This window comes from Glutamicibacter sp. V16R2B1 (genome assembly GCF_005774635.1).
Classification (GTDB): Bacteria; Actinomycetota; Actinomycetes; order Actinomycetales; family Micrococcaceae; genus Glutamicibacter; species Glutamicibacter creatinolyticus.
Window position 1 is genome coordinate 62375 of the sequence record NZ_VATX01000015.1, and the last position, 25130, is coordinate 87504.

Here is a 25130-nt window from a genome sequence, read left to right on the forward strand (position 1 = left end):
CAGCGCGCAATCTGCCGGCGGCAGACTGCCAGACCGATGAGGTGCCCCAAGCCTAGCGCCGAACCGGCCCCTGGGGTAGGGGTAGGCGCCGACCCAGGACCCAACAACCCAAGGCCGGATGCAGCCCGGCGGGCCGCTCCAGCAGTGGAGCGGCCCGCCGGGGTTGGGGTCCAGGACCCTAGATCTTGCTGGAGGCCTCGGCCAGGACCGAACGCAGCGTGGATTCGATGTAGTCGAATTCGCTTTGGCCGATGGTGATCGGCGGGGCCAGCTGGATCACTGGGTCGCCGCGGTCATCGGCGCGGCAGTACAGGCCGGCCTCCCACAGGGCCGGGGTCAGGTACTGGCGCAGCAGCCGCTCGGATTCCTCATCGTTGAAGGTCTCCTTGGTGCTCTTGTCCTTGACCAGCTCGATCCCGTAGAAGTAACCGGCCCCGCGCACGTCGCCGACGATGTCCAGATCGGTGAGCTTGGAGAGGGTTTCCTTGAACTTCTCCGCGTTGTTCTTCACGTTCTCGTTCAGCGATTCGCGTTCAAAGATGTCCAGGTTCGCCATCGCCACCGCGGCCGCCACCGGGTGACCGCCGAAGGTGTAGCCGTGGTAGAAGGTGGTGTCACCCTTGGTGAACGGCTCGAACAACCGATCCGAGGCGATCATGACGCCCAGCGGGACGTAGCCGCTGGTCAGCGCCTTGGCGCTGGTGATGATGTCCGGGACGTAGCCAAAATCGTTGCACGCGAACATGGAGCCGATGCGGCCGAAGGCGCAGATGGTTTCATCCGAGACCAGCAGCACGTCGTACTCGTCGCAGATTTCACGCACGCGTTCGAAGTAGCCCGGGGGAGGCGGGAAGCAGCCCCCGGAGTTCTGCACCGGCTCCAGGAACACGGCGGCAACCGAATCCGGGCCTTCGAACTCGATGGCCTCGCGGATCCGTTCGGCGGCCCACAACCCGAAGTCCTTTTCATTGTCGGCAAACATTTCCGAGGCCCGGTAGAAGTTCGTGTTCGGTACCCGGAAGGTGCCGGGCACCAGCGGCTCGAACGGGGTCTTCATGTCCGGCAGCGAGGTGATGGCCAGCGCCCCCTGCGGGGTGCCGTGGTAGGCCAGGGCACGGGAAATCACCTTCGTCTTGCCCGGCTTGCCCTTCATCTTGAAGTGCTGTTTGGCCAGCTTGAACGCGGATTCGACCGCCTCACCGCCGCCGGTGGTGAAGAAAACGCGGTTCAGGTCGCCCGGAGCGTAGCCGGCCAGGCGCTCGGCCAGGTCAATGGCCGGTTCGTGGGCGTAGGACCACAGCGGCATGAAGGCCAGCTTTTCGGCCTGCTTGGCCATGACCTCGGCCAGTTCCGTGCGGCCGTGTCCGGCGTTGACCACGAACAGGCCCGAGAGCCCGTCAAAGTATTCCTTGCCCGCATCGTCGTAGATGTTGTGGCCTTCGCCCCGGGTAATGACCGGGACGGTGCCCCCGGAGGCCAGGTGTGAATGGCGGGCCATGTGCATCCACAGATGGTCGCGGGCGGCTTGTTGGCGGTCTGTGCCGCGTGGAGTTGTGCTCATCTCGTTCCCCAGTTGTATTCCTGTTTCTTTAGCGAGAGGTACATGAAGGTGGTGGTGCTTTTGACCCCTTCGATGCCCCTGATGTTGGCGACGACGCGAAGCAGGTCCTCGTCGTTGGCGCAGATGACTTCCGCCAGGATGTCCGATGGACCGGCGGTGACCACGCAGTAGTCGACCTCGGGCAGGGCCGCGATGCGATCCGCTGTGGTGTTGATGTCTTGGGAGGCGACGATGCCGATCATGGCCTGGCGGGTGAAGCCCAGTTCCAGCGGGTCGGTGACCGCCACGATCTGCATCACGCGGCTTTCGACCAGTTTTTGTACCCGCTGCCGGACAGCGGCTTCACTCAGGCCCACGGCCTTGCCGATAGCCGCATAGGAGCGACGCCCGTCCTCCTGCAGCTGCTCGATGATCTCCTTGGAGATTTCGTCAATTGCGTGGGGGGTACTTCCGTTGTGCGGCACCGTCATTAAATATCGACCTCCCCGGTCATTGCTGGAAGCGCCGTTGCCACCCGGCCGCGGCACTGAGGTGTAATCCCGACCATACAGCGACTAAATCAGTTGCGGAAGGGCTATGGAGAAAATGATTTCGTTGCACCCTTTCGGGCGCGTAAAGGATTCTTTCGTTTGACTCTTGTTTCGCGCCGGAAATGCTGAAAGGATAAGCGGCACCAACGACTGTGGCGCACGCCACAGTTCCCCGTGGACCTTGCTGATGAAGGGAAGCCCATGTCTCACTCGCAAAGACGACTGCCTGAAGATCCACAGATCAGGGCGCTGGCCCAGGCCCTGGCCGCTCGCTCCATGTCCCGCCGTTCGGTGCTGGGGGCCGCCGGCGCGTTGGGACTTACCGGTCTGCTGGCAGCCTGCGGCACCAGCGGCACCGGAGGGGGAACCTCGGCGGCACCGGTAGACGTCACCGATCTGTCCGACTCCGAAAAGGTCGTGAACTGGGCCAACTGGACGCTGTACCTGGACTACGACGACAAGACCAAGAAGTATCCCACCCTGCAGCAGTTCACCAAGGACACCGGCATCAAGGTGAACTACTCCGAGGACATCGATGGCAACGACACCTACTACGGCAAGGTGCAGGGCCAGCTGGCCGCGGGCCAGGACATTGGCCAGGACATCTTCACCCTCACCGACTGGATGAGTGCCCGGCTGATCCGCCAGGGCTACACCCAGGAACTGGATCACGGCAACATCCCGAACATCTCCAACCTGCTGCCCAACCTGCAGGAGGTGGACTTTGACCCCGGACGCAAGCACTCACTGACCTGGCAGTCCGGCTACGCCGGCATCGCCTGGAACAAGAAGCGTTTCCCCAAGGGCCTGAAAACCGTTGCCGACCTGTGGCAGCCGGAGCTGAAGGGCCGGATCACCGTGTTGGATGAAATGCGCGACACCATGGGACTGCTGATGCTCGACAACGGTGTGGACATCTCGGGGCAGTGGGGTGAATCGGAGTTCGGTACCGCCCTGGATACCCTGCGCCAGAACATTTCCAACGGCCAGATCCGCCAGGTCAAGGGCAACGCGTACAAGGAGGACTTCATCTCCGGGGACGCGATTGCCGGGATCGTGTGGTCCGGGGACATCGTGCAGATGAACTTCGAGAACGACGACCAGTGGGAGTTCGTGCTGCCCGAAGCCGGCGGCACCCTGTGGAGCGACAACATGATGGTGCCCATTGCCGCACCCCACAAGGCCAACGCCGAGAAGCTGATGAACTTCTACTACGAGCCGCAGGTGGCCGCCGAGGTTGCGGCGTACGTGAACTTCATTTCCCCGGTCGTGGGGGCCCGCGAAGCCATGCAGTCCATTGACCCGGAACTGGTGGACAACCCGCTGATCTTCCCCACTGAGGAAGACCTCAACCGTGCCTTCGCCTTCCGGTCCCTGGAGCCGGAGGAGGAAACCAGCTTCAGTTCCGAATTCCAAAGTGCCATCGGGGCTTAAGAAGCCGAGGGGAGCAGATTCGTAATGTCTCGTGCACAACACCAGGCAGGGCAGCGGCGCGCGCTTTCCCGGGCGATTGCCGAAGCACAGATGACCCGGCGCGGGGTGCTGGGCGGCACGGCGGGCCTGGCCCTGGCCGGGCTGCTGGCGGCCTGCGGCACCGGGGGAACGGGCAAGACCACCACCGCTCCCACCGCCGCCGCCGACCTCTCCGACGCGGAGCAACGGCTGGGATGGGCGAACTGGACGCTGTATCTGGACTACGACGACCAGTCCAAGACGTACCCGACACTGGAGAAATTCATCAAGCAGTCCGGGATCGATGTGCAGTACTCCGAGGACATCGACTCCAATGACTCGTATTACGGGAAAATCCAGGGACAGCTGGCGGCCGGGCAGGATATCGGACAGGACCTGATCACTCTCACCGACTGGATGAGCGAACGGCTGATCCGCATGGGCTACGCCCAGGCGCTGGACCACGCCAACATCCCCAACGTGGCCAACCTGCTGCCGGATTTGAAGGACGTGCGCTTTGATCCGGGCCGGAAATTCTCACTGACCTGGCAATCCGGCTACACGGGCCTGGCCTGGAACAAGAAGGCCTTCCCCAAGGGGCTGCGCAACGTCGAGGACTTGTGGGATCCGGCGCTCAAGGGGCGGGTGACGGTGCTGGACGAAATGCGCGACACCATGCCCATGCTGCTGCTGGACCAGGGCGTGGACATCGCCGGCAACTGGGGGCAGGACGAATACTCCTCGGCCCTGGAAGTGCTCGAACGCAACATCGCCAACGGACAGATCCGGCAGGTCAAGGGCAACTCGTACAAACAGGACTTCGTCTCCGGGGACGCCCTGGCCGGGATCGTGTACTCCGGGGACATCACCCAGCTGAACTTCGAGGAGGGGGACCAGTGGGAGTTCATCATGCCCGAGCGGCGGGGGCTGATCTGGTCCGACAACTTCATGGTGCCCATCGGTGCCCGGCATAAGGCCAACGCCGAGAAGCTCATGGACTTCTACTACGATCCGGTCGTCGCCGCGGAGGTGGCCGCATACGTGAACTACCTCTGTCCGGTGGTCGGCGCCCAGCAGGAAATGGCCAAGATCGACCCGGAGCTGGTCGAGGACCCGCTGATCTTCCCGGATCAGGAGTTCCTGGCCAAGGCCACCACCGAACGTGAACTGTCGGTTGAGGAAGAAACCGAACTGCAGAACCAATTCCAAGCAGTCATTGGGGTATAGGACGAAATGAACACTCAAATTCGCAGCCGGGAATCGGCCAAGACCCGCACCAACACCAGCGAAGGCGCGGATCTGCACCTGCGCAGCATCTCCAAGCGCTTCGCGGAATTCATTGCCGTAGACCAGCTGGACCTGACGGTGCCCTCGGGCACCTTCTTCGCCCTGCTCGGCCCCTCGGGCTGCGGCAAGTCCACCACCCTGCGGATGATCGCCGGACTGGAGGCTCCCAGCGTGGGCAGCATCTCCATCGGCGGCCAGGACGTCACCCAGCTGCCCAGCCACCAGCGGCCGGTGAACACGGTGTTCCAGTCCTATGCCCTGTTCCCGCACATGAGCGTGCTGGAAAACGTGGCGTTCGGGCTCAAGCGCAAGAAGGACCGCGAAGCGATGCCCAAGGCGAAAGCCGCCCTGGAGCTGGTGGAGCTCGGGCACCTGGCCGCCAGAAAACCCGCCCAGCTCTCCGGCGGCCAGCAGCAGCGCGTGGCCCTGGCCCGTGCCCTGGTCAACCGTCCCCAGGTGCTGCTGCTCGACGAGCCGCTCGGCGCCCTGGACATGAAGCTGCGCCGCCAGATGCAGCTGGAGCTGAAGAACATCCAAACCGAGGTGGGACTCACGTTCATCCACGTGACCCACGACCAGGAGGAGGCCATGACCATGGCCGACGTGGTCGCGGTCATGAACGAGGGACGTATCGAGCAGATGGGCCCGCCCCGCGAACTCTACGACCTGCCGCGCACCGCCTTCGTGGCCAACTTCCTGGGCAAGTCCAACCTGATGCGCGGCGAGGTCACCGGCGGCGAGGCTGGAATGCTGCGCGTGGATGTCGCAGGCAACCAGGTCCTGCTGCCGGCCGAACGCGCCGTCTCCGCCCAGGGAGAGATCATGGTTGGGGTGCGCCCGGAAAAAATGCACATCGCCGCCACCCCGGATGCGGTGGAACCGGGGGCGAACCTGCTCAGCGGCACCATCAAGGACGCCTCGTTCACCGGCACCACCACCGAGTACCTGGTGCAGGTCGAGGGGATCGGCCTGCTGGGCACCTTCTCGCAGAACCGCGGGCAGCAGCCCGGGGACGTGGGTGAACGCGTCTACCTCTCCTGGGACCCGGTGCACACCTTCGGACTGGAGGGCAGCGAAAACGCGGCGGCGGGGGTGGAGGAGTCATGAGCACCCCGGTGATGACGAAGCGCGGAAAGATTGCGGACCTGCGCAGCAAGGAGGAGATCAAGGCCGAACGCAAGAAGGGGCGCACCGGCCTGTACCTGGTGCTGCCCGGCATCATCGGGCTGCTGCTGTTCTTCGCGCTGCCGGTGCTGGTGCTGCTGTCCATGTCGCTGTACACCCGCCCACCGGGCGCGGAAATCGGGGAATTCGTCCCCTCCTTCCAGATCAGCAACTACGCCACGGTGCTGTCGGCGTACTGGCCCGAGCTGCTGCGCTCCTTCTGGTTCGCACTGATCGCCACGGTGCTGGCACTGCTGATCGGCTACCCGATGGCGTACCTGGTGGCGGTGCGCCTGCGCAACCACGGGCTGCTCAAGGGCATCCTGCTGGTGCTGCTGATCGCCCCCTTCTTCTCCAGCTTCATCCTGCGCACCCAGGCCTGGAAACAGATCCTGGCCGATGAGGGATTCGTCGCCCAGAGCCTGAAGGCGCTGGCGCTGCTGCCGCCCGACGGGCACCTGACCGCGACACCCTTCGCCGTCGTGGCGGGGCTGACCTACAACTTCCTGCCGTTCATGGTGCTGCCGATCTATGCCAACCTGGACCGCCTGGACACCCGGCTGCTGGAGGCCTCCGGGGACCTGTACGCCAGCCCGGCGACCACCTTCCGCAAGGTCACCCTGCCGTTGTCGGCGCCCGGGGTGTTCGCCGGAACCCTGCTGACGTTCATCCCGGCGGCCGGCGACTACATCAACGCCGCACTGCTGGGCAACAACCGCAACACCACGATGATCGGCCAGGTCATCGACTCCCGGTTCTTCCGGGTCATTGACTATCCGGGGGCGGCGGCACTCAGCTTCGTGCTGATGCTCTCCATCCTGATCCTGGTCATTATCTATATCCGACGTTTTGGCACCAAGGAATTGATGTAGGAGCACATGATGCGACACAAGATTGGACGTTGGATCATCCCGGCCATCGGCGGGCTGGCCTTTATCTACCTGCTGGTGCCGATCGCGTACATATTTATCTACTCCTTCAATGACGCCGGCCGCACCAACCTGGAGTGGCGCGGCTTCACCTGGGGGAACTGGCTGAACCCATGCGGCGCCCCGGCCGTATGCCAGGCACTGGGCAATTCGCTGCAGATCGGGGTGGTCGCCACCGTGATTGCCACCGCGCTGGGAACCTGCGTCGCCCTGGGGCTGGTGCGCTACAAGTTCAGGTTCCGCAACGTCAGTGACCTGCTGATCATCCTTCCCCTGGCCACGCCGGAAGTGGTGCTCGGTGCGGCGCTGCTGGCGCAGTTCCTGAACCTGGGATGGGAACTGGGATTCACCACGATCGTGATTTCCCACGTGGTGTTCTGCATGGCCTTTGTGATTGTCACGGTGCGGGCCCGGGTCTCGGCCCTGGATCCCACACTGGAGGAGGCCGCAGCGGACCTGTACGCCAACCCGCGCACCACATTCTGGAAGGTCACCTTCCCGCTGCTGCTGCCCGGCATCATCGCCGCCGCCCTGCTGAGCTTCGCGATGAGCTTTGATGACTTCATCATCACGAACTTCAACTCGGGCAACTATGAGACCTTCCCGAAGTTCATCTACGTGGCCGCCACGCGCGGCATCCCGGCCCAGGCCAATGTCATCGGCTCGGCCATGTTCATCCTGGCCTTGCTGGTCGTGGTCATCGGGCAGGTGCTCAGCTACCGCAAACGCCGCGCCCTGGAAAAAGCGCAATAACCCGCCAAGTGAGGCCACCGGCCGCAGGACAGCACCCGTGCTGCGCTGCGGCCGGTGGCGGCTGCCGGGCGGGGAGCGCCAGCCACGGTGGCCTACACTTGGTTCCCGGGGCGCAACCCAGGCGGTGGAACGACAGTGAACGGGGTACGGGGCACGATGGAAGATCAGCAAGTCTGGCTCAGCGAGGAACAACGCGAGGCCTGGCTGGCCCTGAACAGCGTGATCACCCTGCTGCCCGGAGCACTGGATACCGAGCTGCAGAACCTGCAGGGCATCACCCTGTTCGACTACCACATGCTCGCGATGCTCTCCGAGGCCCCGGAACGCAACCTGACCATGACCGAGCTGGCCTCGCGCAGCAGCGCCTCGCTCTCCCGGCTGTCCCACGTGGTGAAGAAGCTTGAGGCCCGCGGCTGGGTGGTGCGCCTGCAGTCCAAGGGGGACGCGCGTGTGAAGATCGCCTCATTGACCACCAAGGGATGGGACATGTTGGTGCAGATGGCCCCGCATCATGTGGCCACGGTACGCCAACTGGTTTTCGAATCCCTCGATGACAAGGACGTTAAGGATCTGAGGCGGATTGCGCGAAAAATTGTGCAGCGCCTGGACCCCGAACACTGGATCCTGGAGCCCTCCTGAGCCGATTTGGATTGCCGCCGATTTATTGGCTATCCTAATATGGCGTTAATCGCGCGCTTCGTTGTGCCGCCATTGCGGTGGCATGGTGGGCGTGCGTAGCCCGTAATACCGAATATCGCGACCACCTGAGTACGGGGAAAATGCTCTACCGGTCACGAAGTTCACCGTCTTACATGCTTCAAGGCGCTTCGGTTGGTTCTCACCCAGCCTGGTTACCTTCATAGTGTGCAGTATTAACGGTGTTTCACTGGTTGGCGGGACTCATAACGCCTGAGTGGTATGGGCTCGTTGGCCCTTGTCACGCGCGAGTACCGTCAAATTTTACTACTACTAACTGAGGAGTGATCATGGCAGCTGTATGCCAGGTGACCGGTGCAGTTCCGAACTTCGGACACAGCATCTCCCACTCGCATCGTCGCACCAAGCGTCGTTTCGACCCGAACGTCCAGAAGAAGACCTACTGGGTTCCTTCCCTGCGTCGTAAGGTGACCCTGAACGTTTCCGTTCGCGGTATGAAGCTGATCGACGTGCGCGGTATCGACGCCGTTGTTTCCGAACTGCTTGCGAAGGGTGTGAAGCTCTAAACATGGCAAAGAAGGATAAGGACGTACGTCCGATCATCAAGCTGAAGTCGACCGCCGGTACCGGATTCACTTACGTGACTCGCAAGAACCGTCGTAACAACCCGGACCGCATGGTTCTGAAGAAGTACGACCCGGTTGTCCGTAAGCACGTTGAATTCCGAGAGGAGCGCTAAGACATGGCCAAGAAGTCAAAGATCGCCAAGAACGAACAGCGCAAGGTCATCGTCGAGCGTTACGCCGAAAAGCGTCTCGAACTGAAGAAGACCCTTGTGGACCCGAACGCTTCCGACGAGGCTCGCGAAGCAGCCCGCGTGGGCCTGCAGAAGCTTCCTCGTGACGCTTCGCCGGTGCGCGTGCGCAACCGCGACTCCATCGACGGTCGCCCGCGCGGTACCTTCCAGAAGTTTGGTATCTCCCGTGTTCGCTTCCGCGACATGGCTCACCGCGGTGAGCTGCCGGGCATTACCAAGTCCTCCTGGTAAGCACCAAAGTTTAGGGATTCGTCCCCAGCAGCATGCCGCTGCGCCGACTGGCGCGGCGGCATGCTGCCGTTAACGGCCGGACTGGATCATCACGGTCGTGGCTGGTCGGTGCGCCGCTGCCACCAGCGCCGGCGGGCCGCGGGCTCGTTCGAGGGCTGCTGTGGCTTGCGGGCGGCACGTCGATCCCGCCACCGGGCCACTTCTTCCTCCACGTCGCGCAACTCCGTAATCACCGGCGGACCACCCTGCAGCTGACGGCGGGCCTCAATAACGCGGCGGTTGAAATCCTTCAGATGCTCCCGCACTCCGGCCTCGCCGGGCAGCTGGTCCAGTACCTGCTCCAGGTGCTGATCCTCAACCCGCAACGTCAGGGCCGGAGGACCCAGTCCGCTGATCTGTTCGCGCTTCATCAGGCCCTTGAGCCACCAGTCCGGGTCGCTGTCGCCGGTGACATGGTCAATCCTTTGACCTGCCAGCGCCAGGTTGTCGAATTCCCCGCGAGACATGGCTTCCTCGATCGCCGAATTGGCCACCTGCCACGCCTCATCCTCGGCGTGATACTGCAGGGGAGTGCGGGGCTTGGCCTGCGGGTCGCTGCGTCCTGCCCGCCGGGCATATTCGTCCTCGGGCAACGCCTCCTCGCTGGAGCGCTGCATCTGATAGCGGGCGGCATTTAGCGACGCGTCTTCGCCGGGGCGTTTGGACTCGTTGCTCATGAATCCATCGTGTCACCGTGCCGGTCGCTGCGGCAATAGTCGCCGTCCGCCTCCCAGTGTCGTGCCATGGCCCGTAGTAGCCTGAAAGCCATGACCAGAAAGTATCGACACGGAGCGGTAGGCCTGCTGGGGCACGGGGAACCAGCGGATACCGTCCATGCCAACCGGGAACGCTGGAACGGCTGGGGGCAGGGCAAGACTGCCCTGGTAACCGGCGGCAACGCCGGGCTTGGCTTCTTCACCGCACTGGGTCTGGCCGCCAGTGGGGCACAGGTCATCATCGCCAGCCGCTCGATGCAGCGCAGTCGCTTGGCCCGGCAGCTGATTGAACAGCTCGTCCCGGGCAGCCGGATACGGCAGCATGAACTGGACACCAGCAGCTACGCCTCCGTTGACCGGCTTGGCCGCGACCTGGCCTCGGTGGAACTTGACATCATCGTCGCCAACGCCGGCCTGATCCACACCCCACGGCAACGCCAGGTGGGCGTCGACGGGCACGAACTGACCCTGGCCACCAACTTCCTGGGCCATGCCCGGCTCATCGGCTCCCTGGCTGAGCAGTTCCGCCAGCGGCAGCTGCGACTGATTGGCCTGGGGTCCATGTCCACCCGGATGTTGCCGGCCGACCCGCAGAACCTGGAACTGCACCACGGGTACAGCGCCTACCGCGCCTATACCCAGTCCAAGGCGGCCCTGCAGTGCTTCACCATGGCCCTGGATCACCGCCTGAAGCAACTGTCCTGGCCGGCCCGGTCGTTGGCCGTGCACCCGGGGTACTCCATATCCGGTCTGAGCATCGCGGTGCCGGGGATCAACGAACCGACCCTGGCCCGGCGCTGGCGCGATCAGCTGCAATCGGGCTTTGCCCAGGGCAAGCACCAGGGGACGGTGCCGATCATCGAGGCAGCCCTGAACCCGGGGATCGCCGCCACCGAACGCGGGGTGTATTTTGGCCCGGCACTGCTCTCCAAGGGGCGGGTGCGCATGGTCAAACCGTCCCGGTTGACCCGCAGCAAGAAACTCCTGGATCCGGTGTGGGAGCTTTATCGGCGAGCCAATGATGGGAGCGACCCCTTCGGCCTCTAGCAGCAGATGGCACAGTCTTCACTCAGCGCCGGATCGGCGCACCTCAAAATGTGGCGAACTAGTCAAGCCGAGCGTGAAATTCGGCCAATCTCCAAAAAAATCCGCAGATTTCCGGTGATTTCGGGCGTTTCGCCCATAATCATTTGATAGGTTCTGTTTCTAGAAGACCGCGCGACCGCGTGGCGTCCAAGGCTCGTTGGGCCAAGGAAGACTAGTCCAGGAGGACCATACATTGGCTATGAACCGTAGCGAACTTGTTGCTGCTGTTGCAGCAAAGACCGATAACTCCCAGGTTGCCGTCAACGGTGTGCTGGATGCCGTGTTCGACGTCTTCGTCGAGCAGATCTCCAAGGGCGAGAAGGTATCGATCCCGGGCTGGCTGGCCGTTGAGCGCACCGACCGCGCCGCCCGCACCGGCCGCAACCCGCAGACCGGCGAAGCCATCCAGATCCCGGCCGGCCACTCGGTGAAGCTGACCGCTGGTTCGAAGCTGAAGGCCGCCGTAGCCAAGAAGTAGTCTTCTTTCAGACTTTCAACGGTGTCCGGGCTCACCCGGGCGAACTGTTGCCAGAGGCCGGAATCCATCATGGATTCCGGCCTCTGCTGCATGGTGCAGGGGCCGATTCGATCCCTGCTTCTACCTAACGTAGAATTACCCACAATGGGCACGTCCAGCTCGAACCGGTAGGGGTAGCACAGTCATGAGCACAGCAGCACCACGCGTCATGCGCGGATGGCTTGCTGCCGCTGTGTGCACCTGGATGGCGTTTGCCGCCCACGCCCACGCCGTCCCCACCGTCGCATCCCTGGTGGTCATGGTCCTGATCACCTGCGTCTCCGCGGTGGTGGCCATGGCGATGCTAGGGCGCAAGAACAGCCTGTTGAGTTTGAGCCTGCTCGTCTTCGGAAGCCAGGGACTCTACCACCTGGCACTGTCGGTCATGACGCACCACGGCTCCAGCCTGGTTGCCGCCACCGGCACCGGCGTGCACGCCAACCACGTCATGTCGCTGGGCGTGAACCCGCAAGCCGTCCAGACCGAGTCGCTGGACATGCTCGCCGCCCACATGGGCGCCGCCGTGCTGACCATCTTCACCCTGCGCCAGGGCGAACGACTGGCCCGGGCCGTGCTGGAGATATTGAGCCTTTCCTTCGTGCGCCGACTGCTGCTGCTGTTGCGCACCGCCCCGGCCCCCTGGCCCCGCGTCACCACGAACACTCGTGAAGTGCCGGTGCTCTCCGGCCGGCACGACCACCGGCTGCCGCTGCTGCGCGGACCGCCTTCCGCCGTATTGACCTTCGCCTGAACCCCGAACTCAATACCTGCCTTGTCCCAGGGGAACACCTGCGGACAGGGATGGAAGGAAAACCCATGAAGACCCTGGCCATCTCCCGCCAGACGACCTACGCCGCACGCCTCTTCGCGGCCCTGCTGATCGCCGTGCTGGCGATCTTCACCGCCGGCACCGCGGCCAACGCCCACGATCAGCTGACCGGCTCCACCCCGAAGAACGAATCGACGATCAGTGAGTCGCCAGAGCAGATCAAGCTGAACTTCTCCGGCGAACTGCAGCACGTGGAGGGCGCAGACATGACCGTGGTGGTCATCTCGAACGCCGAGGGCCAAAAGTTCGACAACGAATTGCAGGTCAAGGGCCGGGATGTCATCGCCACCCCGAACCACCCGCTGCCCAACGGTGAATACACCGTGACCTACCGCGTGGTTTCCTCCGACGGTCACCCCATCGACGGAACCGTGGGCTTCACCCTCGAAGGCCAGGCGACCGGCAGCAACGCGACCGAAACCGCCGCGGCCCCGAGCACCGAGGCCAGCGACGAAGCCGGCGTCCAGGATGCGGCCACCCAGTCACCGGAGGAACCGGCCACCGCGCCGCAGGAGGCCGCCGCCGGTATCAGCCCGATCGTGTGGATCATCGTCGGCGTAGCGATTTTCGGTGTCGCCGTGGCGGTGCTGGTGAACTTCGCCCGCCGCAACAACATGAAGTAGCCCCTCCACCAAATTTCCGGCGCGGAATCGCGCCACCTCCCGAACCTACCGCCACGCCGCCGCAGCCCAGCAGTTGCCGCGCGCCGCTGCCGCGCACCCCAACGCATTTCTCCGGGGTGGCGCGCCCATCCGGCGCGCCCTCCCGGTCCACCTGCGAGGCGCGCCCAGCCCTACCCTGCGCACCCCTGGTGAGCACGCGCGGCGGGCAAGAAAGCGAACAAATCATGATGTCAAAGAAGATCTCGACCAAGTCCCTTGCCGCCCTCGGCCTGGGGGCGGCCCTGCTGCTCACCGGCTGCGCCCCAGCCGACGGCACCGCACAGGAGCCAACGGCCCAGAACAGCCACAACGAACAGCACGCCAGCCGGCAGGCCGACGCAGTGACCGTCACCGACCCGTGGGCGAAGGCCGCCGAAAAGGGAATGAGCGCCGCGTTCGGCACCCTGCGCAACGACTCCGACCAGCCGGTGGAGCTGGAGGCAGTGGTGGACCAGGAACACGGCAACACCCTGCAGATCCATGAAATGGCCGGCCAGGGCACCGATGCCGTCATGCAGCAGATCGAGGGGGCGCTGCAGATTCCTGCCGGACAGAGCGTGGAACTGGCCCCGGGCGGCAACCACATCATGTTCATGGACCTGAAGCAGCCGTTGGTGCCCGCCGAGGTGGCCACCCTGCGCCTGGAATTCGCCGACGGCTCCAGCAAGGACGTGCAGTTCCCCATCCGCAACTACGACGGCGCGAACGAAAGCTACCACTCGCAGCACTCCCAGGACACCGAGGGCACCCACGAGGAGCACGGGGGAGGGCACTAAATGAGCGGGGTTCCGGCATCGACCCGCCGTGCTGAACCTTCGCGGCGCACCTTGCTGACCGGCTCCGCCGTGGCGGCGCTGGGCGGGCTGGTCAGTGGGTTCGGGGTTGGCCAGCTCACCGCCGAGCAGGCCGCCGCCAGCCCGGCGGCGCCCGAACCGGCACTGGCCGGATACCTTTCCCCATACGGGCGCCACCAGCCCGGGATCCTGGAAAATCCGCAGGCCCACGCCGTGTTCCTGGGCATCGACATGGTGCTGGAGGGGTTGGAGCCCGCCGCGAAGCGCGAACGGCTGCGCTCGATTCTGCGGATGATCACCGATGACGCGGTTCGGCTCATGGCCGGCCAGGGGGTGCTGGCCGACACTGAACCGGAGATGGCGCAGCTGCCGGCGAACCTGAGCCTGACCGTGGGCCTGAGCCGTGCCGCGATCGGGCTGATCGGCCCCGACCTGGCCCCCGCCAGCCTGGGACCGCTGCCCAAGTTCAAGATCGACCGGCTGCGTGAAGAGTACGGCCAGTCGGACCTGGTGATCCAGCTGTGCGCGGAGGACCCCACGGTGCTGGCGCACGCGGTGCGTTCGGTGCGCAAGAACCTGCGCTCGATCACCCGGGTGAAATACGAGCAGCACGGGTTCACCCATGCCGCCAGCTCCCAACCGGCCGGTTCACCGTTCCGCAACCTGTTTGGGCAGGTGGACGGGATCGCGAACCCGAAGGATGACACCCGCCGGCTGGCGGTGTTCGGCCATGAGCCGTCCGACGCCTGGTTCCCGGATGCCACCACCCTGGTGCTGCGCCGGATCCAGATGGATCTGGACACCTGGGATGAGGTGGACCGCCCCGCCCGGGACTTCGCGCTCGGGCGCCGGCAGAGCGACGGCGCCCCGCTGTCCGGGCAGCACCCGCAGGACCCGGTGGACCTGCAGGCGGTCACCGAACTGGGGCTGCCGGCGATCGCCGGGCACGCCCATGTGGCCCGGGCGATGCCCGCCAGCGGGGATGAGGTGCTGTGGCGCCGCGGCTACAGCTACCAGGAGGGCGGGAGTGCCGGCCTGCTGTTCGCCAGCTACCAGGTGGATGTGGCCCGCAGCTTCATCCCGGTCCAAACCCGGCTGGCCGAACTGGACGCCCTGAACGAATGGACCACCCCCATCGGCTCGGCCGTGTACGGGGTGCTGCCGGGCATCAGCCAGGGCATGTACCTGGGCCAGCAGCTGTTCCAGGCCGCAGGGCACTAGCGCCGTCCGAAGGGGCCCGGGCGTGGGGCCCGGCCCCTTCGGAAGCGCACATGTGAGATGCGCCAACCAGCCGCCGGAAGCTTAACGGCGGTTGGCGCGCAATGAGATGATGGAGAGGCTATGGCGACACAATCACGCGAACCCCGGCAGGCTGAGCTGGGCATGCCTGTCCCGAAACTGACCCGTTTCATCATCCCCGGTGTGCTGGGCATGGTGGTGGCTTTCCTGCTGGCCGTGCTGGTCGGCGGCATCACCGCCCCCCGGCTGCTGGCTGATCCGGGCGGGTTCGTGCGCTGGGCGCTGCCGATCAGCCGGATCATCCACCACACCGCGATGTCCGTGGCCATCGCCGCACTGATCTTCGCCTCCTGCATCATCCCGCGCAGCACCAAGTCGCGCCGACCCACCGCGGAGAACCCGGTGACCGACGCCGGCACGGAGCACCCCTCCTTCACCCGCGCCATGAACCTGGCCGCAGGGGCCGGGGTGGTGTGGACGCTGGCCGCCGGCAGCGTGCTGATCCTGACCTTCTGGGACCTGGCCGGGGTGCCGATCAACTTTGAACCGAACTACACCGCCGCGATCCTGGACTACATCCTGCAGATCGCCACCGGGCGGGCCTGGGCGTGGATGATCGTGATCTCCGCGATCGTCACCTCCCTGGCCCTGGCCGTGCGTTCCCAGGTGGGGGTGGGACTGGTGGCCGGGTTCTCGCTGCTGGGCATCGTGCCGCTGGCCTTCATCGGCCACGCCGCCGGCGGGGATGACCACTACGCCGCGGTCAACGGCATCGGACTGCACCTGCTGGCCGTGGTGCTGTGGTTCGGCGGGCTGGTGGTGCTTGGGCTGCTGACCCCCACCCTGACCGGCCCGGCCCCGGGACGCTACCAGGACCGGCCGCTGCTGCTGGGCGTGGTGCTGCGCCGCTACTCGACCCTGGCCGCCGGTGCAATCGTGCTGATGGCCGGTTCCGGGCTGGTCTCCGCCCTGATCCGCATCACCGACTGGGACCAGTGGCTGAGCCCCTACGGCACCCTGGTGATCACCAAGATCGTGCTGACACTCATCCTGGGGGCGCTGGGACTGGCGCACCGCAACTGGATCATTCCCCGGCTGCTGGCCGGGAAGGTCAGTGCCGTGGCCGCGGCCTGGCGGGTAATCGCCGTGGAGGTGGCGCTGATGGGCACCACCATGTCGGTGGCCACCGTGCTCTCCCGCACCGCGCCGCCCACCCCGGATGACCCGCCGGCCGAGCCTACCCCGGCCCGGCTGCTGACCGGCTATGAACTGCCCGAACCGCTGCAGACCTCCAGCTGGTTCACGGTGTGGCGCCCGGACTGGCTGTGGGTGGCGGTGTGCGTGTTCCTGCTGGTGTTCTACCTGTGGGCGTTCATCACCCTGCGCCGGCGCGGAGACAAGCCGAGCGTGCTGCGCCTGATCAGCTGGATTGTGGGCCTGGTGGCCCTGTTCTATGTCACCAGCGGCGCCCTGACCGTGTACGGCAAAATCCAGTTCTCGGTGCACATGGTCGATCACATGTCATTGACCATGATCGTGCCGATCTTCCTGGTGCTCGGCGCCCCGGTCACCCTGGCGCTGAAGGTGCTGCCCACCCGCACCGACGGGACCCGCGGGGCCCGCGAATGGATCCTGTGGCTGGTGCATTCACCGTATTCGAAGGTCATCACCCACCCGATCTTCGCCGCCGTGAACTTCGCCGGGTCCATCGTGATCTTCTACTTCACCCCGATCCTGGAACCGGCCATGCGCTACCACGCCGGGCATGAGCTGATGAACGTGCACTTCCTGCTCACCGGCTACCTGTTCGTGCTCAGCCACATTGAGGCCGACCCGATCCCGTTCCGCTTCAACTACCCGTTCCGCCTGCTGCTGCTGCTGGCCACCGTGGCCTTCCACGCGTTCTTCGCCGTGGCGCTGATGAGCACCGACACGCTGCTGGCCGCCGACTGGTTCGGCAACATGGGCCGCACCTGGGGCGGCAGCGCCCTGGAGGACCAGGTGGTCGGTGCCGGGGCGATGTGGGCGATCGGCGAGGTGCCGACCTTGGTGATCGCCATCGCCGTGATGATCACCTGGGCGCGCAGCGATGACCGGGAGAAGAAGCGCGTGGACCGCCAGGCGGACCGTGACGGGGACGCGGACCTGGCCGCCTACAACGAAATGTTCGCCCGGCTGAAGCAGATGGACAGGAAAATGGAGCAGCAAGTTGAGCACAGGGAGCACCGTGGCAGCTAAACGATTCAGGGCCGGCGCTGGACTGCTGGTGGCCGGGCTGCTGCTGGCGGGCTGCTCGGCAGAACCACAGGCCGAGCAGATGCCGCAGGATGACATCCATGTCTCCGCCACCGCCAACCCGAAGCCCAGCGGCAAGCCGCTGCCCAGCCCCGAACCGGGCAGCAGCGAGCAAACCGGGCAGGCCTCCACCGTGGAGCTGGCCACCCAGGTCGGTGCCGTCTTCGCCGCCCAACTGGGTTTTGACCAGTCCCAGCGGATCGGTCAGGAGCAGCTGAAGGAACTGGCCACCCCGCCCACCGACACCCTGAAGGATGTGGTGGTGCTGCCCTCCCAGTGCGAGCAGCCGCTGGAGGCGCTGAACTGGTCCCCGGCGCAGCTGGGCACCGAGGTGGCGCGCACCGACTTCACCAACCAGGCCGGGAACATCGCCGGCTCGGTGGAGGTGGCCAAGGTCGCGGACCGGGCCCCGGTGGAGGAGCACTTCAAGACCGTGCTGACCATGCGCACCGACTGCTCCAGCGTGAAGCTGAACCGCAGCGAGTACACCGAGACGCTGAAGTTCAGCAACCCGCAGGTCGGCGAGGTGGAGTCCCAGCTGGCCTACACCCGGCGCGGCAACGCGGACACCGCCCAGGACACCCTGGTGCTTGTGCAGACCAAGGGCCAGTACGTGGCCATGGTCTCCTTCATCTCCGGCCAATCGCTGGCCGATGAACAGTTCGGCCAGGTCGCCAAGCAGATCATGGACAGCGTGCTGGGCCAGCTGTAACACCGCCGGCCCGGCCCCGGCTTCGCACAGCGTCATGCGCACCGCCGCCGGGGCGGGCCACGACTACCATGGACGTATCCCGGTCGGCCATCGGCCACCGCTGTCCCCAACCTAAGGAGCCCTTGGCATGAGCCCTGATACTTCTTCCGTCCGCACCGCATACAAGGTCCGCGGCTCCGAACTGGTGGGCCGCAACTGGTTGAACACCGGCGGGCGGCAGCTGGACCTGGAGGCCCTGCGCGGCAAGATTGTCCTGCTTGATTTCTGGACCTTCTGCTGCATCAACTGCCTGCACGTGCTCGACGAGCTGCGCCCGCTGGAGGAAGAGTACCGGGACGTGCTGGTGACCGTGGGCGTGCATTCGCCAAAGTTTGAACACGAGGCGGACCCGGACGCGCTGGCCGCCGCCGTGGAACGCTACGAGATTGAGCACCCGGTGCTCGATGACCCCGAACTGCAGACCTGGCAGGCCTACGCGGCCCGCGCCTGGCCCACCCTGGTGGTGCTGGATCCCGAGGGCTACATCGTCGCCCACCTCTCCGGGGAGGGGCACGCGGCCGGGCTGCGCTCCCTGGTCGCCGAACTGGTTGCCGAGCACGAGGCGAAGGGCACCTTGCACCGTGGGGATGGGCCGTACGTGGCCCCGCCGGCCCGCGAGGGGGACCTGCGCTTCCCGGGCAAGGTCATGCCGCTGCCCAACGGGAACTTCCTGGTCGGCGACTCCGGCCACCACCGCCTGGTGGAGCTGGGGCCGGACCTGTCCAGCGTGGTGCGCACCATCGGCTCCGGGGTGCGCGGCTACGCGGACGGGGACGCGGACAGCGCCCAGTTCAACGAACTGCAGGGGTTGAGCCTGCTGCCGGCCGAACTGGCCGAGGAGGTCGGCTACGACGTGGTCGTGGCGGACACCGTGAACCACCGGCTGCGCTCGGTCAACCTGGGCACCGGGAAGGTCGGCACCCTGGCCGGCAACGGCGTGCAGCGCCTGCTGGATGCCGAAACGGCCCGGAACACCGAACAGCCCACCGAACTGGGCACCGATGCATTGAACATTTCCCTCTCCTCGCCCTGGGACGTGGTCTACCACCCGGCGGGCAAGGTAATCGTGGCGATGGCCGGCACCCACCAGATCTTCTCCTTCGACCCGCGCACCAGCGCGGTCAGCGTCTTTGCCGGCACCGGCCTGGAGGGGCTGGCCGACGGTGCGGCCCATGAGTCCTGGTTCGCCCAGTCCTCCGGGCTGAGCATCGACGCGCAGGGCACCGTGTGGGTGGCGGACTCCGAAACCAGTGCGCTGCGCAGCGTCACCACCGATGAGCGTGGCCAGGCCCTTCAGGTTTCCACCGCCATCGGCACCGGCCTGTTCGACTTCGGGTTCCGTGACGGGCCGGCCGAACAGGCCCGCCTGCAGCACCCGCTGGGCGTGGCGAACCTGCCCGATGGTTCGGTGGCGGTGGCCGACTCCTACAACGGGGCGGTGCGCCGCTACGATCCGGTGAACCAAACCGTCTCCACCCTGGCCAAGGGTCTGAAGGAACCGGCGGACGTGCTGCTGGATGACTCGGTGGACGGGGACCCGGTGCTGCTGATCGTGGAAACCAACGCTCACCAGCTGGTGCGCATCCCGGTCCCGGCAGAGGCCCTGTCAGTGGACAAGGGCGCCAGCCAGACCCAGCGTCCGCGTACCAAGGTGCGTTCCGGGCAGCACCGGATCACCGTGCGCTTCGCCGCCCCGAGCGGGCAGAAGCTCGATGACCGGTGGGGGGACCCGACCCAGCTGAAGATCTCCGCCAGCCCGGAGGAGCTGCTGTTGGAGGGGGCCGGCACCTCGGTGGGCCTGGAACGCACCTTGAGCCTGAACCCGGACGTGCCCGAGGGGGTCCTGCACATCACCGCCCGCGCCGCCGCCTGTGACGGGGAGCCGGGTGGAGAAATTCCGGACCACGCCGCCTGCCACCTGTACCAGCAGGATTGGGGCATCCCGGTGCTGCTGGATGCCGAAGGGGACCAGCAGCTGGAGCTGGACCTGCGCGGGGTGAACTAACCCGCGTACGGGAAGGGCCGTACGAAGAGCAAGGCAGCGGGCCGCCCGCCGGAGAGGATCCGGTGGGCGGCCCGCTGTTGTGGTTCGGTGGCCGACTACGCCTCGATGAGCTTGCCGCTCTTGGCGACCTCCGGGTCGGTGCAGGAGGACAGGTCGAAGCAGCAGGGGCGGCGCTTGCCGTCCCGCAGCTTGGAGATGCTCACTTCCACGCGGCGCTGGCGGGTTGACGGGTTCTTGGTGGCCCCCACCCAGCGCACCCATTCCCAGCGGGCCATCGGGGTCAGGCTCTCCCAGGTCCCCTCCAGATCCTGGGCCTCCTCCAGCGCCTCGGCCAGGTCCTGCGGCACGCGGGTCTCGGGCCACTGCTCGGCCAGGGTGGCCCGCAGCGTCAGCTGCTCGCCCGGGCCGCTGGCCAATGCCGCGGTGGCGTCCTGGTCCAGCGCCAGCCAGTGCCCGCGCCGGCCATCGGGTTCCAACACCACCGTGGGGGTGCTGTCCGCGGACTGCAGGCGCACGGCAACCTGGCCGCGGCTGGGCAGCAGCCCGCTGGAGTCGGCATCAAATTCAAGGATCAGCCGCTCGCCAATCAGGCGCGTGGTGCCGCTGAGTTCCAGGGTTTCTTCTGCGCTGGCCATTGCCATGTTCCTTCCGGTGTGTGCCTGGGTTAATTCTAGGCACTGAAGCCCCCGGGGTGTGAAGCCCAGGCGCAGCGGGAAGCAGGCGGGGTGAAAGTTTCATGACCGCACCGTTTCGGGTCCCGGCAACGTGGCTAGACTACAAAGGGTGAGGAGGAACGCCGGCACCCGACTGGGCCGGCTATCAGAACACGTGGCTACGAAGATGTTCCGGGCACTGTCGATCCGCAACTACCGGCTGTGGGTGATCGGCGCGCTGGTATCGAACATTGGCACGTGGATGCAGCGGGTCGCGCAGGACTGGCTGGTGCTCACCGAGCTGACGAACAACGACGGCACGGCCACCGGCATCGTCACCGGCCTGCAGTTCCTGCCGGTGCTGCTGCTGGCCCCCTATGCCGGACTGATCGCCGACCGCTACGAAAAACGCAAGGTGCTGCTGTGCACCCAAAGCTTCATGGGATTGTGCGCCCTGGTGCTCGGCACCCTGGTGCTGCTCGATGTGGCCCAGCTGTGGCACGTGTACGTGCTGGCGACCGCGCTGGGCGTCGGCTCCGCATTTGACGCCCCGGCCCGCCAGGCGTTCGTCTCGGAGATCGTGCCAGGTACCCACCTGACCAACGCGGTGGCGCTGAACAGTGCGAACTTCAACCTGGCCCGGCTGGCCGGCCCCGGCGTGGCCGGCCTGGTAATCGCCGCGTTCGGCACCGGCCCGGCGTTCTTGATCAACGGGTTCTCATTCATTGCGGTGCTGTTCTCGCTGACGAACCTGGACCGCAGCCAAATCCACGCGGCGAAGCGGGTGGCGCGGGCCAAGGGCCAGGTGAAGGAGGGGTTCGCCTATGTGCGTGGACGCCGTGACCTGCTGCTGATCTTTGGGTTGGCGTTCGTGGTGGGCACCTTTGGGCTGAACTTCCAACTGACCAACGCCATGATGGCGGCCCAGGTGTTCGGGGTCGGGGCGGGGGAGTACGGCATGCTGGGAACCATTATGGCCGTGGGCACCTTCGCCGGAGCCCTGCTGGCGGCCCGGCGCTCCCGGCCGCGGTGGCGCTACATCATTCTGGGCGCCACGTTCTTCGGGGCCAGCGCGCTGTTGTCCGCCCTGATGCCGACCTACACGCTCTTTGCGCTCTCCCTGGTCCCCATCGGCTTGTTTGCACTCACGTTCCTGAACAGCTGCAACACCATGGTGCAGACCTCGGTTCCGGGACAATACCGGGCCCGGGTGCTGGCGCTGTACCTGATGGTGGTCCAGGGCGGCACCCCGATTGGGGCGCCGTTGGTCGGTTGGCTGGCCACCCTGTTCGGGCCGCGCATGGCGGTCGGGCTGGGCGCGGGCGCCTCCCTGGTCTCCGGGATCATTGCCCTGATCCTGTGGCAGAAGTTCCGTGCCGATGCGATCCCGCTGCGCCGGCAGGTGCAGCTGCTGCGGCTGCGCCACCAGGAAGAACCCACGGGACGTGAGGGCGAGGGCTAGAGTCGGCGCCCCGGCTGCGACCGGCTAGTGGGCCGGCTGTTCCACGGCGGCCACGGGGCGCACATTGACCTCGGTGGTGCTGGTGTCCAGGTTCGCGTTGAACCCGAACGCGTCCTTGACCACCTTCGGCTTTAGTTCACCGGTGCGCAGATCCTGTTCGGTCAGCTGCAGCTCGGCCTTCACCGTCAGCGGTCCCAGCACCCAGGCCCCGTCATAGTAGGACACCTTCGGCTTGGGGTAGTCGGTGATCTGCCATTTGATGGTCTTGGCATCCACCCGCGCGGTCGTGTGATACGCGAACGGGCAGTTCGTGGGCATCAGCACCTTCTGGGTGGCGCACCCATCCAGGTACTTCTTCAGCTGCTTGCTGATGTTCTGGGTGAAATGGCTGGTCGGCTCGGTGCGCAGGGCGATCTCCACCGGTTTCTGGACCGGGGAGGTGATCAGCTTGCCGCGGGTGTCGGCCTTGAAGTTCTTGGTTTCAAACCCGGCGTCCAGCACGGCGGGGAAGAACACCGGAAGCTCGGTGCGGCCCTTTTGCAGCGGGATCTTCTGGTCGTTGACCTCGATCTCGTTGACGGTGTTCGCCTTGATCTGCACGGTGGGCAGGGTGACTTCCTCGAACTTCCAGGTGTCGAAGAACATCCAGGACTTCCCGTCATGGTGCAGCGCATAGGTCGATTCGCTGGGCACCCCGTGGGCCTTGTAGTGGGCGGTGACCGTCACCCTGCCGGGCACATCCTGATCCTGCTGGGCCGTATCCGCCTCGAATTCGGTGATGCCGGACTGGGTGCGGGAAAGCACCTCGCCATCCAGGGCCACCGCGTCCCCCTGGGGCACCTTGGCCCCCAGCAGACCCAGCGCCTCGGCGCCCTTGCCTTCCTCCAACAGCTGATGCAGGTGCTTGACCTGTGCTGCCGGGGAACAGATCGTTCGGTTGCAAACTATGATCGCCGCGGCGAACAGGAGCACAAGGGCAAGTACTACGAGGGCCCAGCGCAGAGCGACTCGGGTCACAGGATTAGGTGCGTTCATCTCCCCATAAGGGTATCGGCTGCGCTGGTGAGTTCTTAAATTACCGCGCCGTACGGCGTTGCCCTCCAGGGTACCGCCAGCACCTGTCGCCGCCAGGTGTTCCGGTTCGCGCACCGGCGCTTAGAAGGGGTTCAGCAGCCGGTGCACGAACGCCTTGGTGCGTTCCTGGGACGGCTCACGCAGCACCTGCGCGGCGGGGCCGCGTTCGATGACGTGCCCCTCGTCCATGAACACCACCGTGTCGGCCACGTCCCGGGCGAAGGCGAGCTCATGGGTGACCAGTACCATGGACCAGCCCTCCGCAGCCAGCTCCTTGATGACCGTGAGCACGTCCCCGACCAGTTCAGGATCCAGGGCGCTGGTCGGCTCATCGAAGAGCAGCAGGTCCGGCTGCAGCATCAAGGCGCGCACAATTCCCACCCGCTGCTGCTGGCCGCCGGAAAGCGATGAGGGATAGGCGCTGGCCTTGGCGGCCAGCCCCACCCGCTGCAGCAGCGCGTTGGCCTGCTCCAGCACCTCGGCCTTGGGTCGGCGCTGCACCTCCAGCGGCCCCACGGTGACATTCTGCAGCACCGTCAGGTGCGGGAAGAGGTGGTGGCCCTGGAACACCATCGCCGAACGGTCCCGCAGCACCGAGGCCTGCTTCTTGCGCAGCTGCGGGGTAAAGGTGACCTGAGGGCCGCCCGCGAAGGCGACGGTCCCCGAATCGGCGGCCTCCAGCCCGTTCAGGCAGCGCAGCGCCGTGGTCTTTCCGGAGCCCGATGGGCCAATCAGTGCCAGCACTTCACCCTCGTGCACCGTGAAGTCGATGCCGCGCAGCACCTGGTTGTCGCCGAAGGCCTTGTGCAGCCCGGTAACCGTGAGCAGCGGGGCTGCGGTGTTAGGCAACATATTTTTCAAGCCTTCCTTCCAGGCGGGTTTGCAGGGTGGAGAGAACCAGGCAGATCACCCAGTACAGGGCGGCCGCGGTCAGGTACAGGGTCATGAATTCCAGGCTGCTCGCGGCGATTTCCTGGGCCCGGCGGAACATTTCGGTGACCAGGATCAGCGAGGCCAGCGAGGAGTCCTTGACCAGGGAGATGAAGGTGTTGGACAGCGGCGGGACCGCCACCCGGGTCGCCTGGGGCAGGATCAGCCGGTAAAGGGTGCGGGTGCGGGACATGCCGATCGTGTAGCCGGCTTCCCACTGCCCGGAGGGGACCGAGAGGATCGCGGCGCGGATGATCTCCGCGGCATAGCCGGCCACGTTCAGCGTGAACGCGATGATCGCGCTGGGCCACGGATCAATGGTGATTCCTACCGAGGGCATGCCGAAGAAGATCACGAACAGCTGCACCAGCAGCGGGGTGCCGCGAATCACCGATATGTAGATCCGGGCAATCGCAGAGACGAAGCGGTTCGCGCTGATGCGCATCAACGCGATCACCAGCGCCAGAATCAGTCCCAGTGCGAAGCTGGACAGCGACAGGGGAATGGTTCCGGTCAGTGCCCCCTTGGCCAGGGGCCACAGTGAATCCAAAACCAGTTGCCATGTCTGGTCCATCGGTCCTCTTTCTCCTTGCGGTTTAAGCCAACTTGCCCCGAGGAAATCTCCTTGGGGCAAGTGTACGCATAGGCCGAACCCCACGGTGGGGGATGCCTCGCCATTCGTTCAGTGCACGGGCCG

The 25130-nt window shown here is 65.6% G+C and carries 26 protein-coding genes; 19 read left to right on the forward strand and 7 right to left on the reverse strand.

The features are described 5' to 3' along the window. Window positions 1–178: 178 nt before the first annotated feature. A complete protein-coding gene (locus FDN03_RS10330; RefSeq protein ID WP_138176644.1) occupies window positions 179–1561 on the reverse strand; it encodes an aspartate aminotransferase family protein in 1383 nt (460 codons plus the stop codon). Next, window positions 1558–2031 carry an Lrp/AsnC family transcriptional regulator gene (locus FDN03_RS10335; RefSeq protein WP_138176647.1) on the reverse strand — a complete coding sequence of 158 codons (474 nt, stop codon included), beginning with the start codon at window positions 2029–2031 and terminating at the stop codon, window positions 1558–1560. The genes FDN03_RS10330 and FDN03_RS10335 overlap by 4 nt, the downstream gene beginning before the upstream one ends. Window positions 2032–2292: 261 nt before the next feature. Between FDN03_RS10335 and FDN03_RS10340 the strand changes: the two genes are divergently transcribed. The 9 genes from FDN03_RS10340 (at window position 2293) to rpsN (ending at window position 9381) form a co-directional block, all read left to right on the forward strand. Then, window positions 2293–3525, forward strand: coding sequence for a spermidine/putrescine ABC transporter substrate-binding protein (locus FDN03_RS10340; RefSeq protein ID WP_138176650.1), 1233 nt, complete (start codon window positions 2293–2295; stop codon window positions 3523–3525). Between the two features lie 24 nt (window positions 3526–3549). Continuing rightward, complete coding sequence (locus FDN03_RS10345) at window positions 3550–4770, forward strand: spermidine/putrescine ABC transporter substrate-binding protein (protein WP_138176653.1); 1221 nt, start codon at window positions 3550–3552, stop codon at window positions 4768–4770. Window positions 4771–4776: 6 nt separating this feature from the next. Further along, complete coding sequence (locus FDN03_RS10350) at window positions 4777–5937, forward strand: ABC transporter ATP-binding protein (protein ID WP_138176657.1); 1161 nt, start codon at window positions 4777–4779, stop codon at window positions 5935–5937. Next, the gene (locus FDN03_RS10355) at window positions 5934–6866 is read left to right on the forward strand and encodes an ABC transporter permease (RefSeq protein WP_138176660.1); all 933 of its coding nucleotides are present in this window, start codon (window positions 5934–5936) and stop codon (window positions 6864–6866) included. The genes FDN03_RS10350 and FDN03_RS10355 overlap by 4 nt, the downstream gene beginning before the upstream one ends. A 9-nt stretch (window positions 6867–6875) precedes the next feature. Continuing rightward, entirely contained in the window at window positions 6876–7676 is an 801-nt protein-coding gene (locus FDN03_RS10360; RefSeq protein WP_138177556.1) for an ABC transporter permease, read from the forward strand. 156 nt (window positions 7677–7832) lie between these two features. Next, complete coding sequence (locus FDN03_RS10365; RefSeq protein WP_138176663.1) at window positions 7833–8315, forward strand: MarR family winged helix-turn-helix transcriptional regulator; 483 nt, start codon at window positions 7833–7835, stop codon at window positions 8313–8315. 347 nt (window positions 8316–8662) lie between these two features. After that, the gene (gene rpmB / locus FDN03_RS10370; protein WP_138176666.1) at window positions 8663–8899 is read left to right on the forward strand and encodes a 50S ribosomal protein L28; all 237 of its coding nucleotides are present in this window, start codon (window positions 8663–8665) and stop codon (window positions 8897–8899) included. A gap of 2 nt (window positions 8900–8901) precedes the next feature. Then, a complete protein-coding gene (gene rpmG, locus FDN03_RS10375) occupies window positions 8902–9072 on the forward strand; it encodes a 50S ribosomal protein L33 (protein ID WP_054821834.1) in 171 nt (56 codons plus the stop codon). 3 nt (window positions 9073–9075) lie between these two features. Next, complete coding sequence (gene rpsN, locus FDN03_RS10380) at window positions 9076–9381, forward strand: 30S ribosomal protein S14 (protein WP_054821833.1); 306 nt, start codon at window positions 9076–9078, stop codon at window positions 9379–9381. Between the two features lie 89 nt (window positions 9382–9470). Here the strand turns inward: rpsN and FDN03_RS10385 are convergent, their stop codons facing one another. Continuing rightward, complete coding sequence (locus FDN03_RS10385; RefSeq protein ID WP_249354501.1) at window positions 9471–10097, reverse strand: DUF1992 domain-containing protein; 627 nt, start codon at window positions 10095–10097, stop codon at window positions 9471–9473. Window positions 10098–10187: 90 nt separating this feature from the next. On the opposite strand from FDN03_RS10385, the gene FDN03_RS10390 reads away from it, so the two are divergent. The 9 genes from FDN03_RS10390 (at window position 10188) to FDN03_RS10430 (ending at window position 20314) form a co-directional block, all read left to right on the forward strand. Further along, window positions 10188–11183, forward strand: a complete 996-nt coding sequence (locus tag FDN03_RS10390) for an SDR family NAD(P)-dependent oxidoreductase (protein ID WP_171021213.1) — start codon at window positions 10188–10190, stop codon at window positions 11181–11183. A gap of 232 nt (window positions 11184–11415) precedes the next feature. Beyond that, window positions 11416–11700: an HU family DNA-binding protein gene (locus tag FDN03_RS10395; RefSeq protein ID WP_054821492.1), complete on the forward strand. Its 285-nt coding sequence runs from the start codon at window positions 11416–11418 to the stop codon at window positions 11698–11700. A 184-nt stretch (window positions 11701–11884) separates the two neighbouring features. After that, window positions 11885–12490, forward strand: a complete 606-nt coding sequence (locus FDN03_RS10400; protein WP_138176672.1) for a hypothetical protein — start codon at window positions 11885–11887, stop codon at window positions 12488–12490. A gap of 65 nt (window positions 12491–12555) precedes the next feature. Then, the gene (locus FDN03_RS10405; protein ID WP_171021215.1) at window positions 12556–13191 is read left to right on the forward strand and encodes a copper resistance CopC family protein; all 636 of its coding nucleotides are present in this window, start codon (window positions 12556–12558) and stop codon (window positions 13189–13191) included. 224 nt (window positions 13192–13415) lie between these two features. After that, window positions 13416–14006 carry a copper chaperone PCu(A)C gene (locus FDN03_RS10410; RefSeq protein WP_138176678.1) on the forward strand — a complete coding sequence of 197 codons (591 nt, stop codon included), beginning with the start codon at window positions 13416–13418 and terminating at the stop codon, window positions 14004–14006. Continuing rightward, window positions 14007–15245 (forward strand): Dyp-type peroxidase, encoded by a 1239-nt coding sequence (locus FDN03_RS10415; protein WP_138176681.1) that lies wholly within the window; start codon window positions 14007–14009, stop codon window positions 15243–15245. It abuts the gene before it with no gap. 120 nt (window positions 15246–15365) lie between these two features. Further along, window positions 15366–17501, forward strand: a complete 2136-nt coding sequence (locus FDN03_RS10420) for a cytochrome c oxidase assembly protein (RefSeq protein ID WP_138176685.1) — start codon at window positions 15366–15368, stop codon at window positions 17499–17501. Beyond that, window positions 17491–18270, forward strand: coding sequence for a hypothetical protein (locus FDN03_RS10425; RefSeq protein ID WP_138176688.1), 780 nt, complete (start codon window positions 17491–17493; stop codon window positions 18268–18270). Before FDN03_RS10420 ends, FDN03_RS10425 begins: the two co-directional genes overlap by 11 nt. 127 nt (window positions 18271–18397) lie before the next feature. Beyond that, window positions 18398–20314, forward strand: coding sequence for an NHL domain-containing thioredoxin family protein (locus FDN03_RS10430; RefSeq protein ID WP_138176692.1), 1917 nt, complete (start codon window positions 18398–18400; stop codon window positions 20312–20314). A 95-nt stretch (window positions 20315–20409) separates the two neighbouring features. On the opposite strand, the gene FDN03_RS10435 is transcribed toward FDN03_RS10430, so the two are convergent. Next, complete coding sequence (locus FDN03_RS10435; RefSeq protein ID WP_138176695.1) at window positions 20410–20949, reverse strand: YdeI/OmpD-associated family protein; 540 nt, start codon at window positions 20947–20949, stop codon at window positions 20410–20412. A 193-nt stretch (window positions 20950–21142) separates the two neighbouring features. On the opposite strand from FDN03_RS10435, the gene FDN03_RS10440 reads away from it, so the two are divergent. Continuing rightward, complete coding sequence (locus tag FDN03_RS10440) at window positions 21143–22429, forward strand: MFS transporter (protein WP_249354503.1); 1287 nt, start codon at window positions 21143–21145, stop codon at window positions 22427–22429. A 24-nt stretch (window positions 22430–22453) separates the two neighbouring features. On the opposite strand, the gene FDN03_RS10445 is transcribed toward FDN03_RS10440, so the two are convergent. The 3 genes from FDN03_RS10445 to FDN03_RS10455 all read right to left on the reverse strand — a co-directional run bounded on the left by FDN03_RS10445 (window position 22454) and on the right by FDN03_RS10455 (window position 25007). Then, the gene (locus tag FDN03_RS10445) at window positions 22454–23446 is read right to left on the reverse strand and encodes a hypothetical protein (RefSeq protein ID WP_138176698.1); all 993 of its coding nucleotides are present in this window, start codon (window positions 23444–23446) and stop codon (window positions 22454–22456) included. A 138-nt stretch (window positions 23447–23584) separates the two neighbouring features. Continuing rightward, window positions 23585–24355 carry an amino acid ABC transporter ATP-binding protein gene (locus tag FDN03_RS10450; RefSeq protein WP_138176701.1) on the reverse strand — a complete coding sequence of 257 codons (771 nt, stop codon included), beginning with the start codon at window positions 24353–24355 and terminating at the stop codon, window positions 23585–23587. Next, window positions 24345–25007, reverse strand: a complete 663-nt coding sequence (locus FDN03_RS10455; protein ID WP_138176704.1) for an ABC transporter permease subunit — start codon at window positions 25005–25007, stop codon at window positions 24345–24347. The genes FDN03_RS10450 and FDN03_RS10455 overlap by 11 nt, the downstream gene beginning before the upstream one ends. Between the last annotated feature and the right edge of the window lie 123 nt (window positions 25008–25130).